Source organism: Sphingobacterium sp. MYb382, from assembly GCF_037572665.1.
GTDB lineage: Bacteria > Bacteroidota > Bacteroidia > Sphingobacteriales > Sphingobacteriaceae > Sphingobacterium.
Window position 1 is genome coordinate 74,915 of record NZ_JBBGZT010000009.1, and the last position, 13,295, is coordinate 88,209.

Consider the following 13,295-nt stretch of genomic DNA (forward strand, 5'->3'; position numbering starts at 1 on the left):
ATTCCTGTTTATCGACTCCTTTTTCTGTCTTGCTAGACAGGCTAATTTCTTAGCGGTTTACCTTTGGTGAGCATATGTTGAATGCGCTCTAAGGTTTTCCGTTCGGCAGCGAGCTCTAAGAAAGCTTTGCGTTCTAGGTCTAAGAGGTATTGCTCAGACACCTCCGTTGGTGCTGATAGGTTTCCTCCGCATAAGACCCAGCCTAGTTTCTCAGATATTTTCTTGTCGTGATCGGATATATAGTTCCCAGCACGCATAGATGAAGCGCCAACATATACAATACCCAAGCCTTGATTGCCCAATACCTTGATGTTGTTGCGTGGTGCTGGCTGCACATAGCCTGCATTTGCTAAAGCCAAGGCTTTATTTTTGGCATCCAGCAGTAAGCGTTTCCGATTCATCGTTACGGCATACTTACCAGGCTGTAGATAGCCCAGTTCTGCGGCCTCTACCGCGGAGGTAGATACTTTCGCTTGCCCAACGGTCAAGAAGCGGTCACGGAGTGTGTTTTGCGTGATCTGGTCTGCTTTGAACTCATCAGAAGCACGAAGCGCAAACTCTTTGGAACCACCACCACCAGGGATGACGCCGACACCAAACTCGACTAAGCCCATGTATGTTTCCGCATGTAGCTGAACGAAATCGGCATGCATAGAGAACTCGCAGCCACCGCCCAAAGCCAGTTGGAATGGAGCAACGACTACCGGAATCGCAGAATAGCGAATGCGCATAGACGTGTTTTGGAACATGCGTATGGCAATGTTTAATTCTTCATAATCTTGTTCTGCTGCCATCATGAAAATCATGCCGATGTTGGCTCCTGCGGAGAAGTTCTTGCCATCATTGCTAATAACGAGACCACGATATTCTTTTTCTGCGAGGTCTATAGCTTTATTTATTCCTTGTATCACATCGCCGCCGATAGTATTCATCTTGGTGTGGAACTCACAGTTGATGATGCCATCGCCAAGATCCGTAATGGTAACACCAGAGTTTTTCCAGATGGTTTTGTTGGCGCGGATATGATCTAAGACGATAAGGTCTTCGGTACCCGGAATTGCTTTATATGTTTTTGACTTGATGTCGTAATAATGTTGTACGCCATCTACAATTTTGTAGAACGATTCATTGCCGGCATCCAGCATTTCATGAACCCAAGGGGCTACAACGCCCGTTTGTCCAGGAAGTCTTTTCTCTTCAGCTTCAATTTTAGCGATAGTCTCGCGAACACCTAAGGCATCCCACACTTGGAATGGTCCGATTTCCCAGCCAAAACCAGCACGCATGGCATCATCGATGCGGTAGAAGTCGTCTGTAATTTCTGGTACACGGTTGGCTACATATTCGAACAAAGGATAGTGCATGGCACGGAATAATATACCGGCTTTATCTGTTCCTTTTTCGTACACTTTCATACGTTTGCGAATATCCTCAATAGGTTTTGTCGCTTCTAAAGTCGCTGATTTTATCTTTTGCTGCTCTTTGTATTCGAGGGTTTTAAGGTCAAGTGATAGAATGACGGTGTTACCCTGTGCATCTTTCTCTTTTTTATAGAAGCCTTGTTTGGTCTTCTCGCCGAGCCACTTGTTAGCTACCATTTTGTTTAGGTATTCTGGGAGGGTGAACACGGCTTTAGCCTCATCATTGGGTGCATTTTGAACGAGTCCATTAGCTACATTGACGAGAGTGTCTAGCCCAACGACGTCTGCCGTACGGAAGGTTGCCGACTTGGGGTGTCCCATTGCTGGGCCTGTATATTTGTCAATTTCCTCAACAGAAAGACCCATTTGCTCTACTAAATGCGTTAGTGCGAGCATCGAGTAGACCCCGATTCGGTTGCCAATAAATGCTGGCGTATCTTTACATAAAACGACCGTTTTGCCGAGCATCGTATCTCCAAAGTGAATGAGGAAATCGATAACCTCTTGGTCGGTATCTTTTGTAGGAATGATTTCCAGAAGCTCTAAGTAGCGCGGTGGATTGAAAAAATGTGTGCCACAGAAATGGGCTTTGAAATCATCAGATCTACCCTCGGTCATTAAATGGATTGGGATACCTGATGTATTCGAGGTAATCAATGTACCCGCTTTGCGGTGCTGCTCCACCTGTTCAAAAACAGATTGCTTAATCTCTAAGCGTTCGACGACAACTTCAATCACCCAATCATAGTGGGCAATATCTTTCATGTTATCTTCAAAATTTCCTGTTTTGATACGGGAGATGTAGCTTTTGCTGTAAATCGGGGAAGGGTTTGTCTTGAGTGCGTTTTCCAACGAGCTGTTGACGATGCGGTTCCGTACAGCAGGATGCTGTAGGCTTAGTCCCTTGGCCTCTTCAGCAGGGAGTAGTTCGCGTGGTGCAATGTCTAACAAGAGTACTTCGACCCCAATGTTTGCAAAATGACAGGCTATCCTTGATCCCATAACACCGGATCCTAAGACAGCGACTTTTTTAATATTTCTATTCATATCAATAGATTTATCACTTTATAAGGTTCTTACTAAACGGCTACAGCCTCATTATTTGGGGCATAAGCTTGTGCTAACTCATTAATCTTCTGTAAGGACTTGATGAGCTGTTCCTTTTCTTTTTCCGTTAATTGTGCTTCCATGTATTCATTGAATTCACGGACAACATCTTTCGCTACTTTGCGTTTTTCCTTACCTAATTCTGTTAAGTATACTTTTACAGAGCGCTTATCGGAGCTATTCGTCTCGCGATAAATAAAACCTAAAGACTCTAGGTTACTTAACACCCTAGACAGGGAGGTTGTTTTTACGCCAGTAGAATTTGCTATTTGAGAAACGGAAGTTCCTTCTTTGTGGATGTTTATTAAAATATAACCTGCGGCTTGTGTAAAGCCATGTTGACTAGCAATCGTATTGTACTTGTTCGCTACGGTTTGCCAGCTCGTTTTTAAAAAATAATCTATGGTGTGTTGTTGGTTCATAATGTTACACGTTTACTATGCAAGCATAACAAATATACAGTATTGGAACTGAAAATAAAAACCCTTTTAGAAATTTAGGATAATTTTATGACATAAGGTGATTGCTCACTCATTTTCTTTGTTGTTGCTCTTTTTGGGTTGTTTGTGGAAAACTTTAAGCATTTATTTTCAGTGAATTATGTGTTTTGTGGAAAACGTTGTAAACATGAATTATGTAGATGCTATAAATATTGCTTTACCTTTGTGTGTAAAATAAGAAGAATTATGGCATTAGTAAATATTCCACGATTAGACCTTTTGCAGTATACTGAGGGAACCTCAGAGCAGCGTCATCAATTTGCGCAAGATATTGGAAAGGCATTCAATGAGACTGGTTTTGTGACCATCGCAAATCATGGCCTTAGCCCAGAATTAATCAATGAGCTTTATGCTGTTGTGAAAGCTTTCTTTGAGCAAGACGAAGCAACGAAGTTGAAATATGAGTTTCCAGAACTTGCAGGACAACGTGGTTACACGGTGAAAGGTAAGGAGAAAGCTAAAGATGCGAGCACCCCGGATTTAAAAGAATTCTGGCAGCGTGGGCAGACCATCGTTGGCGAGGAATACAGTAAGGTTGATTTTCCAGATAACCCATTAGTAGCGGAGTTACCTCGTTTTAATGAAGTAACAGCAGAGATCTACAAGAAATTGGAAGACGCAGGTCGTAATTTGTTGAAAGCTATTGCTACTTACTTGGAGTTGGAAGAAGACTATTTCGAGCAATATGTGATTAACGGGAATTCTATTCTACGTGCTATCCATTACTTCCCGATTGAAAATCCAGATGCTCTTTCTCCAGATGCTGTTCGTGCTGGAGCACATGAGGATATCAATTTGATTACACTTCTTATTGGCGCTAGCGCGGATGGACTTGAGGTGATGACAAAAGAAGGTGATTGGTTCCCAATCAAAGCTAAGGGTGAAGATATCGTTGTTAACGTAGGTGATATGTTGCAGCGTTTGACGAATAACAAGTTGAAATCAACAACCCACCGTGTGGTTAACCCACCTCGTGAGTTGATGAAAACGTCACGTTTTTCTGTTCCTTTCTTCTTGCACCCTAAAGCGGCGATGAATTTAGCAAGTTTAGACTCTTGTGTGTCGGAAGCTTATCCAAAGGTATATGAAGATTATACAGCAGGTCAATATTTAGATGAGCGTCTTCGCGAAATCGGCCTTAAAATGTAATAAAAGAAAAGCCAGCAAATTTTAAGTGCTGGCTTTTTTCTTCTTATCTGTTTGCTTTGCGCTAATGGATAAATCTTTTTTCTTAATTTCTTCTTTGGTAGGGAAGGTTTTAATCTTTATTATTTTATTCTTCTGCGTCAGGGAGTCGAGCTTTTGATTCATTGCATCGAGCTTCTCGGTGCCAGGCATGGGGCTTAATCCTTTTCCTGTGAGTATTTTTGTCGGCGTTAGCAGCTGGTAATAGTATAGCGGCTTTGCTGTTGGGATATCAATGGGAGATATGGGATTACGAAAACGTAGTAACGAGTCTAGTGGCTCAATGAGGTAGCTATTGCTCATTGGCTTGTTTAGTGGCCTTTTGTCTATTTTAGCGAAAAGCTCAGTATATACATCTGCTCCTTGTGCAAAGGCATTCGTTAGGAGAAATAAAAATACCAAGTTCGTTATCAATAACCTTTTCATAATGTGGTAGTTTATCTTGTCTTAGACGGGGGTGAAAAGTAAAGGTTTATTTTCCTAAAGTGTTAAAAATGTTAAATTTTAAAATGACTTCTGCATTCCTTTAAATAGGGTGAAAAGGGGCTTTCATTTTGTGTAGACAGCTTTTCGTGAGGTTAATTGTTGGGGCGTTTAATATATTTGTTTGCAATGCTGCTTATTCATGCAGGAATAGCGAATAAATTCGTATTATGCTGTCATAATAAAGGTGCGATGGACGTTGAAATGTCTGTTTTGGAGGTGGTTATAGGAGCTTGGCGACTACAACCGCTGTTAAATTGTGTTAAAACAAGGGTTTGAATGAATAGCGTGTTTATTTTTGTAGGCAATGAAGAAGCGTAGTATCTCTCTTATTATATGGTTGATGTCCATCGCCCTGTTGGGTGTAATGGCTATGCAATACTATTTTGTACGGGAGTCGTATAAGCAGAAATCTCAATTATTTGATGAGGCGGTGAAGGCTTCTTTAACGGCAGTTTCTGGTAAAATTGAGAAGCGTGAAATTGTTGAATTTGCGCAAGAGCAGGAGCGTATTAGTCAGCAGAAATATAAAGCCGACCAAGAAAAGAGACAGCGCAAAGAGGAACTTCTTGCCCAGCAGATAAAAATACAAGAGCGTATCAAAAAGCTACAAATTCAGCAGTTTGATTATCAGCAGCAGTATAAGGAGTATGAGGACGACCTAAAGGCGCGTTATCCGAATGCGATTTTCGTGAACAACTCTTTTTATGAAACCTACATTAAGCGTAAGCGTTATCAGGATTTAATCAATTTTGATGTTCGTGCGGAGCAGGTTGATGAAGATTTTGTTGATACACGTATTGAGCTTACAGCCAAGAAGCAGATTCCTATGGTCCCAGCGAGGGACGATAGCACGCGCTTTGTGATTCCTCATATCCGTAGTGGACGTGTATATGCGATACAGACGGCAGCCCTGATTGCGCGTGTTGATGCTAAAATAGCATTTGAATTGCATGCTTTAGAGCAAGAGCTCATTCGTTTAAATTCGCAGCAGTTTGCTGGCGCAGAGAATCTGTTTGATACTTTGGCTATTATTGGTGGTAAAAGTCGCCATATTTTGCAAGATGTAGAGTTTGGAATGGAGTTGGCGAAGCGTCCATTTCGTGACCGTGTTAATATTCAATATTTAAAGCTTGAGCTAGAGGCTGAATTGGCAAAGCGTGAGATTTATGCTCCTTTTAATATTGAGGTGCGTGATAATCAGCTGGCTATCGTTTATGAAACCATGCGTAGTAAGTCGCCAAAGGCCGATACCAACGTTGCTCGCTACAGCACGAAACTATTTGAGAATGACTTAGGCAGTTCTCCAGGTCTTTTTTCGGTGTATTTTCCGAATAAGTCATCTGTTATACGTGATCGGATGAGCTACTTAATGCTTCCTATGTTTGCTTTGTTGGCCTTGCTGATTGGTGCTTTTGCTTATACATTAACGATTATTTTCAGACAGAAGAAAATTTCGGAAATGAAGACCGATTTCATGAACAACATGACGCATGAGTTTAAGACGCCGGTGGCGACTATTATGATTGCTAGTGAGTCTTTGCGTGATCCGGAGATCGCCTCTGATGAAAAACGCGTAAACCGCTTAGCAAATATCATCTATGAAGAGAATGTACGTTTGGGTAATCATATTGAACGTGTCTTAAATATTGCGCGCTTAGAGAAAGAGAATTTAAAAATGGAGATGGTGGATGTACGTCTTAATGCTTTGGTAGTCGGAGTGTTGGATAGCATGCAGCTACAGCTTCAGAAGGCGGGCGGCGCATTGCAGATGGATATCGAGGCTATGGATGACCTGGTGACCGGCGATGAATTGCATCTTTCCAATGTATTCTTTAACTTAGTTGATAACGCCATAAAGTATAGTAGTGGAGCCCCTGATATCACCGTTAAAACGATAAATGTGAGGCATAGTATTGTCATCACTGTTGCTGATAAAGGGATGGGGATGACGAAAGATCAGAAAGAGAAAATCTTTGATCAGTTTTACCGTATTCCTACCGGTAATGTACATAATGTGAAAGGCTTTGGTCTGGGCTTGAGCTATGTGAATGATATTGTAAAACGACTGAACGGAAAAATTCAAGTGAAGAGTGAGAAAGATAAAGGCACTGTATTTGAGTTGTCTTTCCCGTTGAAGAATCAAAAAATAGAAAACCAGTAACACGTAAAAGCTTATACGTATGCAAAAGATATTACTAGCCGAAGACGATCCTAATTTAGGCGAACTCTTAAAGGATTATTTAGAATTAAAGGGCAAATTTGATGTTACCCTTTGTCAGGATGGAGAAGAGGCTTTAGGGGTTTTCCGTAAAGAGAAATTTGATCTATGTATTTTTGACGTCATGATGCCGAAGAAAGATGGTTTTTCTTTGGGTAAAGATGTGCGCAAATTAGACAAAACGGTTCCTATTATCTATGCTACAGCTAAAGGTATGATGGAAGATAAGACGCAGGCCTTCGAATTGGGTGGTGATGATTACATCACAAAGCCTTTTCGTGTGGAGGAGCTTTTATTGCGTATCAATGCACTCCTGAAAAGGGTGGCTAAAGATAGCGATGAGGTAGTCGTTGATAAATTTGAAATCGGTAGTTACTTCTTTGACTACACCAGTCAGGTTATTTCTTATAAAGGACAACAGCAGAAGCTTTCTACCAAAGAGGCTGAGTTGCTACGCTTGTTGTGCTTGAATAAAAATGATGTATTGACGAGAGAGGAAGCTCTGGTTAAGATTTGGCATGACGACAACTATTTTACAGGCCGTAGTATGGACGTGTTCTTGAGTAAACTACGTAAGTATTTGAAGGAAGATCCTAATGTGGAGATTGTGAATGTACACGGAAAAGGCTATAAATTATTAGTGAGTTAATAGCTTCACGATAGCGTAAAAAAGCTCAGCAGTGATTAACTGCTGAGCTTTTTTTATTTTAGTGTAACCACTATTGGACAGTGGTCTGAGTGTACGGCTTGTGGACGTATTGCACTGCTTTCGATGCGGTCTCTTAATCCTTCCGACACGAGGTTGTAGTCGATACGCCAGCCTAAGTTGCGTGCGCGTGCGCCAGCTCTATAGCTCCACCACGAGTAGTTGTGGGGCTCTGGATTAAGGTGACGGAAAGAATCGATATAACCAGAGTTGATGAAGTTTTCCATCCATTCGCGTTCTTCAGGAAGAAAGCCAGAGCTGTTCGCATTTGACTTCGGATTGTGGATATCGATTGCACGGTGACAGATGTTGTAATCCCCCGAAATGATAAGGTTCGGTTTTTCCAATAAGAGCTTATTGCTGTATTCTTGAAAATCAGCTAAAAAGCGATATTTAAAATCTTGACGTGCATCACCTGTGGTGCCCGAAGGGAAATAGACACTCATAACAGATAGATCATCAAAATCCGTACGTATCATGCGTCCTTCAAAGTCGTAGTCTTCATGGCCACATCCGTAGACGACTTGTTTAGGTGTTATTTTCGTGAAGATTGCTGTTCCGCTGTAGCCTTTTTTTTGTGCAGGATACCAATAGTGCTCGTAGCCCATTTCTTCAAGAAGTGCAATTTCCGGAATTTGATCCGGTGTTGCTTTTATTTCTTGTAGGCACACTACATCAGGGCTTTCTTCTTTAAGCCATCCCAGCCAGTCTTTTTTCAAGGCGGCTCTTAAGCCGTTTACATTGTAAGAAACTATTTTCATGTATTAATACTCTTTTGAGGAGAAAAGGTCTGCTATCTTAGTGAAGAAGCCTGTTTTAGGCTTTAACCCAGCAGCTTCTCTTTCGATATTTGAAGCTTCGCGTTTTGTTAGTAGGGACATGTTCATTTTCACATCTTCCAAAGGACGATCCAGCGCATCGGTTTTCACGACAGCAATGGCGTCTATCGTTGGGATACCATTCATAAGCTCACCAAATACGGTGTAGTTGCCGTCTAGGTGAGGCGTACCGCCGATGCTTGTATATGCCGCTCTTTGTGCTGCTGAAAACTTTTTACCTTTCATACGGCCTGTTTCTAGGGAGTCTAATCCTGCCTCGCTAAACACACGTCCTTCTACTAAGTAAAATTGAGATGCGGACGATTCTTTCTCCGGGTTATTGTCGCGTGCTGCGCCAATCGTTCCTTTTTTATGGAACAATCCGTCTTGGATTTCCGCAGGAATCTTGTAGTCAGGCCCACCTTCACCTAGCGCTTGTCCGGAGGTAGCTGTACGCGAATCGGGATCACCACCTTGCACCATAAAATGATTAATAACACGGTGGAATAAAAGGTCGTTGTAGAAGCCTGCTTTTACCAACTTAATAAAGTTATCGCGGTGTTTCGGCGTTTCGTTATATAAACGGAGTAGACACTGTCCTTTATCCGTTTGGATGTTGACGTAGTGGTATATTGGCTTTTGCGCAAAAAGGGAGGCCGATAAAAGCATACCCAATGCGGTTAAAAGGATGTTCTTTAGTTTCTTTTGAATCATGGTTATGTAAATGTGTAGATGCTACTAAAATAATCAACGATTAAGGATTTCATAATCATTTCTTGCTCTAGAAGGGTGTAGTTTGGAATAGGCTTGATAAGCTCCCAGTGTGGCCAGCCTTCTTCGTCTAGTCCTCTCAATTCATAAAATCCCATTTCACTAAACAGACGACAATTTGCAATATGCATAAGTTCCTCCTTCTGTCGTTTCGAGAATGTTTGTGGACCTTTGCCCAACTCCTGTACGCCGATTAAAAATAGCATGATTTTTATATCGGGCGCTTCTGTATCAAAGTCTTTAACTACCGCTTTTTGGAGTTCAGACCATTTTCTATTTATTTCTGATGCTTTCATATCTGTAAAAACAAAAGTAGAAAAATATGGACAAGATACGGTTGTGCGAAAGCAATAATCCTGTTTTCCTTTACGATAGCTTCTTTATCAATTCTTTACAGCGTTGTTCAATCAGTTGGTAAACAGGGTCAAATAGGTTGCTGTCAAAGTAAGGGTCTGGAACTTCACCTTCCGTTAGGAATAGCTGTACTTTTTGACGGTCATCTTCTGTTTTCGCCTGCGCAATTACATCACGGTAGTTGTTTTTGTCCATCACCAGGATGTGGTCGTATGCGGCGAAAAGATGATGCTCAAACCACTGGGCACGCTGTTCAGAGATGTCTACTCCATATTTTTGGGCTACTGCGATAGAGCGTTTGTCGGGCGCTTGCCCAATATGCCAATCTCCAGTTCCGGCGGAGTCAATTTCCCAATTTAATCCTGCTTCTGCTGCTTGATGTGCTAGAATGCCATGTGCCAATGGCGAACGACAAATGTTGCCTAAGCATACCATTAATATCTTCATTTTTTAGGGTTTTATTTCCATATAGTCACCTTCTGTACTAAGGCGCATTATATGCGAATATACATAGAATTTGCCGCTATTATTCGTGCTTTTCAATGGTGATACTACTGCTTTTATAGATTTTATGCTGATTGATAAAGATCTATTTATTCTTTTGGGTTCTTAAAAAATAGCGTGGGCATAAGAATTGTTTTTAGCAATGTATTCAGGAATTAAAAAAATAATTAAATTGCAGCATGGGATTTGCTACGAAGAAGACGAAAAAATGGGAATTACAGAAGCTTACATGGACTTTTATCTCCATTGCGCTATTCATTCCTTTTCCGATTCATATTTTTCCTTTCGTCATGCTTGCGCAGGCACATAAGAGTAAAATACGCTCTTGGTATGCCTCTGCGATAGCTTTTATACTGATTGAGATAGGCCTGTTGGCTTCTTTTGTGTTTTTTGTGGGCGCTATGTCGCCGGCTTTGTTGCTTACTTTCGGTGGGTATATTGCCGCGTATGTTATCGGAAATGGGATGCTTTTGAATCGGGCTAAGCCTTACTTACAGCGCTTAGAGCTTGCTGAAATCAGACCTTTAGGATGGATTCCTAAAGTTGGCTATCGCGACCCTTTGTTACTTTCGGTCTCAAATTTAGATACACCTCAACTTTTTATTGATCGTTTATTGCATTGGAGGGAGGAGATAGAAAATATTGCGATTCGCAAAAATATTGATAAGATAATACGGTTGTTTCAGCTGTTAGAGCGGAATGACCGGATGGAAGCAGACAAGTTTTTGGTACGTCATGCTACGGTGGTTAATGTGCTGATGAAGTATGATGAGATTGAAAATTCAGCTTTAAATAATTCGGTAACAGCAGCTTCAATGAAGAAGCTGGAACAAGTTATCGGTCAGGCAGTGATTGCGATAGAGCAAGAAGTGACCAACCAATTTCAGTCGGGTATATTGGATGTTTCCGCTGAAACAGATGTATATATCCAAACATTAAAAAATAGAAACCTCTTAAAAGATTAAGTTATGGCTAATTTGGAACCTATCGCGTTTGATGATAACGAAGAAAAGAAGGACGCAGTTTCTGTACAGTTTACGGCAGAAGAACAGGCCGTAATCAAGCAGCATAAAGATAAAATTGATTTGACGTCTACGACGAATGTTATTCAGTATGGTGTAGGCAGTCAAAGTAAAGTGAGTAATTTCTCGAATGAGATTTTAAAGCAAGTGCGCACCAAGGATATGGGTGGAGCAGAAGATATTTTATTGAATTTACGCACTGATGTTAAGGCTTTTGATGCAAATTTGAATAAAAAACCGTTGATTCCTTTTTTTGATAATTTCAAGAAGAAGTTGCAGCGCCTGCGTACTGAATACCAGTCTGTAGAGAAAAATATTCATCAAATAGAGCTTAAGTTAGAAGGTCATTATCAGAGCTTAGCGAAGGATGTCAATATTTTTGATAAGCTTTTCGTAGAGAACCAAGGTTACTTTCAAGAGCTTACGCTCTATATTGCTGCCGGTGAAGAGAAGCTGAAGGAGGCACATGCTGTAACTTTGCCTGCTCTGAAGCAAGAAGCAGAAAGCTCGGGTGATCAGCATAAAATTCAAGCTTATAAAGATATGGAGCAGCATGTGGTACGTTTTGAGCGTAAGGTGCACGATTTGAAGTTAACACGTATGGTGGTTCTGCAAACGGCTCCACAAATTCGCTTGATTCAGAACAACAGCTCTGCTTTAATGGAGAAAATCCAGTCTTCTTTGGTTAACACCATTCCTTTATGGAAAAACCAGATGGTATTGACTTTGGGTATTGCTCATTCTCAACGTGCATTGGAAGCACAAAAGGCGGTTACGGATGCGACGAATGAACTGTTGCGTCGAAATTCTGAGATGCTGAAGGAGTCAACTATTAATATTGCCAAAGAAACGGAACGCGGTATCGTAGATATCGAAACGATTAAAAAGGCTAATCAAGATATAGTATCCACTATTGAACAGGTATTACAGATTCAGCGTGATGGTCGTGAGAAGCGTAAAGTAGTTGAACAAGAATTGATTCAAGCAGAGAATGAATTGAAGACAAATCTTTTAAAAACTTCTGGAGAAGATCATAAATTGATAAACTAAAACGGATAGCCATGAGAAATAAGATTGCTTTAGTAAACGGACATATTTATACGGGTTCGGATAATTTTATAGGGCAAGCCTTGTTAATTCATGGGCAACATATTCATGGTATTTTTCCGCGGCATGCTGTTCCGGACGATTATGAAATTGTAGACGTAGATGGTGCAAATATTTGTCCCGGTCTAATTGATTTACAAATCTATGGAACAGGAACAGACTTGTTTTCTGCGGATCTCCGTGAAGCAGCTGTACATCATATCGATCAGCAGCTATTAGCACAAGGGTGTACAAGTTATTTGTTGACTTTAGCGACGAATAGTTTGGCACTCTTTAAAGAAGCTATTGCCGTGTTCTTGGCCGCTCGTTCTTCTGTGGCCATTGGATTGCACTTGGAAGGTCCTTTCTTAAATGCCCAAAAACGCGGTGCTCATCCGGAAGAATTGATTGTCAAAGCTCAGCGTGCAGCTATTCAGGATTTGTTAGCCGACGCGGAAGGGGCTGTGCGGATGATGACGGTGGCGCCGGAGTTGTTGGATGACGACTGTCTACAATTATTGTTGGACGCAGGGGTTTTAGTAAGTGCGGGACATAGTACTGCTACTTATGCGGAAGGTCTTACTGCATTTGCGAAAGGCATAAAAGCAGCTACACATCTGTGGAATGCGATGTCTGGTTTACACCATCGTGAACCAGGGTTGCCTGGTGCTATTTTTCGTGATGCCAACGTGCGCGCATCTATTGTGGTCGATGGTATACATGTTAATTATGAGGTCGTGCGATTGAGTAAGCAATTGCTTGGCGAACGACTATTTCTTATTACCGATGCGGTAGGCGCTTGCTCGAGTGGCCCTTACCAGCATGTGCGACAGGATGATCATTTCACATTGCCTGATGGCACGCTTAGTGGCTCGGCATTGACCCTTTTGGGGGCTGTAAAAAACTGCGTTGAGCAGGTTGGAATTCCTTTGGATGAGGCTATACGTATGGCCACTGTTTATCCTGCGGCACTAATTGGGCAGGCAAACATTGGAAGTCTCCAGGGCGGAACAACGGCAAATGTGCTTGTCTTTAATAAGGATTTTACCGTTAGAACGGTTTATTTTCACGGGAAAGAAGTCGTTTAGCAGGATACGAATAACAGGCGACGCTATTC

13 protein-coding genes are annotated in these 13,295 nt (G+C 41.5%); 6 read left to right on the forward strand and 7 right to left on the reverse strand.

What is annotated here, in order from left to right:
- Nucleotides 1-41 precede the first annotated feature (41 nt).
- Complete coding sequence (locus WH223_RS03325) at nucleotides 42-2,468, reverse strand: 3-hydroxyacyl-CoA dehydrogenase/enoyl-CoA hydratase family protein (RefSeq protein WP_340046110.1); 2,427 nt, start codon at nucleotides 2,466-2,468, stop codon at nucleotides 42-44.
- A gap of 32 nt (nucleotides 2,469-2,500) precedes the next feature.
- The gene (locus WH223_RS03330) at nucleotides 2,501-2,950 is read right to left on the reverse strand and encodes a MarR family winged helix-turn-helix transcriptional regulator (protein WP_340046111.1); all 450 of its coding nucleotides are present in this window, start codon (nucleotides 2,948-2,950) and stop codon (nucleotides 2,501-2,503) included.
- 264 nt (nucleotides 2,951-3,214) lie between these two features.
- Here WH223_RS03330 and WH223_RS03335 point away from each other — a divergent pair, with 264 nt between their 5' ends.
- A complete protein-coding gene (locus WH223_RS03335; protein WP_340046112.1) occupies nucleotides 3,215-4,177 on the forward strand; it encodes an isopenicillin N synthase family dioxygenase in 963 nt (320 codons plus the stop codon).
- A gap of 21 nt (nucleotides 4,178-4,198) precedes the next feature.
- On the opposite strand, the gene WH223_RS03340 is transcribed toward WH223_RS03335, so the two are convergent.
- Nucleotides 4,199-4,639: a hypothetical protein gene (locus WH223_RS03340; RefSeq protein WP_340046113.1), complete on the reverse strand. Its 441-nt coding sequence runs from the start codon at nucleotides 4,637-4,639 to the stop codon at nucleotides 4,199-4,201.
- A gap of 364 nt (nucleotides 4,640-5,003) precedes the next feature.
- On the opposite strand from WH223_RS03340, the gene WH223_RS03345 reads away from it, so the two are divergent.
- Nucleotides 5,004-6,860, forward strand: a complete 1,857-nt coding sequence (locus WH223_RS03345) for a HAMP domain-containing sensor histidine kinase (protein WP_340046114.1) — start codon at nucleotides 5,004-5,006, stop codon at nucleotides 6,858-6,860.
- A gap of 19 nt (nucleotides 6,861-6,879) precedes the next feature.
- Nucleotides 6,880-7,566 carry a response regulator transcription factor gene (locus WH223_RS03350; protein WP_340046115.1) on the forward strand — a complete coding sequence of 229 codons (687 nt, stop codon included), beginning with the start codon at nucleotides 6,880-6,882 and terminating at the stop codon, nucleotides 7,564-7,566.
- A 53-nt stretch (nucleotides 7,567-7,619) separates the two neighbouring features.
- On the opposite strand, the gene WH223_RS03355 is transcribed toward WH223_RS03350, so the two are convergent.
- The 4 genes from WH223_RS03355 to WH223_RS03370 all read right to left on the reverse strand — a co-directional run bounded on the left by WH223_RS03355 (nucleotide 7,620) and on the right by WH223_RS03370 (nucleotide 10,013).
- On the reverse strand, nucleotides 7,620-8,384 hold the full coding sequence (locus WH223_RS03355; RefSeq protein WP_340046116.1) for an exodeoxyribonuclease III: 765 nt from the start codon (nucleotides 8,382-8,384) through the stop codon (nucleotides 7,620-7,622).
- Between the two features lie 3 nt (nucleotides 8,385-8,387).
- Nucleotides 8,388-9,155, reverse strand: coding sequence for a peptidylprolyl isomerase (locus WH223_RS03360; protein ID WP_340046117.1), 768 nt, complete (start codon nucleotides 9,153-9,155; stop codon nucleotides 8,388-8,390).
- Nucleotides 9,156-9,157: 2 nt separating this feature from the next.
- Nucleotides 9,158-9,508 (reverse strand): hypothetical protein, encoded by a 351-nt coding sequence (locus WH223_RS03365; protein WP_340046118.1) that lies wholly within the window; start codon nucleotides 9,506-9,508, stop codon nucleotides 9,158-9,160.
- A gap of 70 nt (nucleotides 9,509-9,578) precedes the next feature.
- Nucleotides 9,579-10,013, reverse strand: a complete 435-nt coding sequence (locus WH223_RS03370) for a low molecular weight protein-tyrosine-phosphatase (protein ID WP_340046119.1) — start codon at nucleotides 10,011-10,013, stop codon at nucleotides 9,579-9,581.
- A 236-nt stretch (nucleotides 10,014-10,249) separates the two neighbouring features.
- Here WH223_RS03370 and WH223_RS03375 point away from each other — a divergent pair, with 236 nt between their 5' ends.
- Genes WH223_RS03375 through nagA form a run of 3 tightly spaced genes read left to right on the forward strand, consistent with a single transcriptional unit; the run spans nucleotide 10,250 to nucleotide 13,266 of the window.
- Entirely contained in the window at nucleotides 10,250-11,035 is a 786-nt protein-coding gene (locus WH223_RS03375; RefSeq protein ID WP_340046120.1) for a hypothetical protein, read from the forward strand.
- A 3-nt stretch (nucleotides 11,036-11,038) separates the two neighbouring features.
- Nucleotides 11,039-12,142: a toxic anion resistance protein gene (locus WH223_RS03380; protein ID WP_340046121.1), complete on the forward strand. Its 1,104-nt coding sequence runs from the start codon at nucleotides 11,039-11,041 to the stop codon at nucleotides 12,140-12,142.
- 11 nt (nucleotides 12,143-12,153) lie between these two features.
- On the forward strand, nucleotides 12,154-13,266 hold the full coding sequence (gene nagA / locus WH223_RS03385; RefSeq protein WP_340046122.1) for an N-acetylglucosamine-6-phosphate deacetylase: 1,113 nt from the start codon (nucleotides 12,154-12,156) through the stop codon (nucleotides 13,264-13,266).
- The last annotated feature ends 29 nt before the right edge of the window (nucleotides 13,267-13,295 follow it).

Bases quoted from the DNA above. Each gene is read 5' to 3' on its own strand.
- WH223_RS03325 (WP_340046110.1), bottom strand. From the start codon at position 2,468: ATGAATAGAAATATTAAAAAAGTCGCTGTCTTAGGATCCGGTGTTATG.
- WH223_RS03330 (WP_340046111.1), bottom strand. From the start codon at position 2,950: ATGAACCAACAACACACCATAGATTATTTTTTAAAAACGAGCTGGCAA.
- WH223_RS03335 (WP_340046112.1), top strand. From the start codon at position 3,215: ATGGCATTAGTAAATATTCCACGATTAGACCTTTTGCAGTATACTGAG.
- WH223_RS03340 (WP_340046113.1), bottom strand. From the start codon at position 4,639: ATGAAAAGGTTATTGATAACGAACTTGGTATTTTTATTTCTCCTAACG.
- WH223_RS03345 (WP_340046114.1), top strand. From the start codon at position 5,004: ATGAAGAAGCGTAGTATCTCTCTTATTATATGGTTGATGTCCATCGCC.
- WH223_RS03350 (WP_340046115.1), top strand. From the start codon at position 6,880: ATGCAAAAGATATTACTAGCCGAAGACGATCCTAATTTAGGCGAACTC.
- WH223_RS03355 (WP_340046116.1), bottom strand. From the start codon at position 8,384: ATGAAAATAGTTTCTTACAATGTAAACGGCTTAAGAGCCGCCTTGAAA.
- WH223_RS03360 (WP_340046117.1), bottom strand. From the start codon at position 9,155: ATGATTCAAAAGAAACTAAAGAACATCCTTTTAACCGCATTGGGTATG.
- WH223_RS03365 (WP_340046118.1), bottom strand. From the start codon at position 9,508: ATGAAAGCATCAGAAATAAATAGAAAATGGTCTGAACTCCAAAAAGCG.
- WH223_RS03370 (WP_340046119.1), bottom strand. From the start codon at position 10,013: ATGAAGATATTAATGGTATGCTTAGGCAACATTTGTCGTTCGCCATTG.
- WH223_RS03375 (WP_340046120.1), top strand. From the start codon at position 10,250: ATGGGATTTGCTACGAAGAAGACGAAAAAATGGGAATTACAGAAGCTT.
- WH223_RS03380 (WP_340046121.1), top strand. From the start codon at position 11,039: ATGGCTAATTTGGAACCTATCGCGTTTGATGATAACGAAGAAAAGAAG.
- nagA (WP_340046122.1), top strand. From the start codon at position 12,154: ATGAGAAATAAGATTGCTTTAGTAAACGGACATATTTATACGGGTTCG.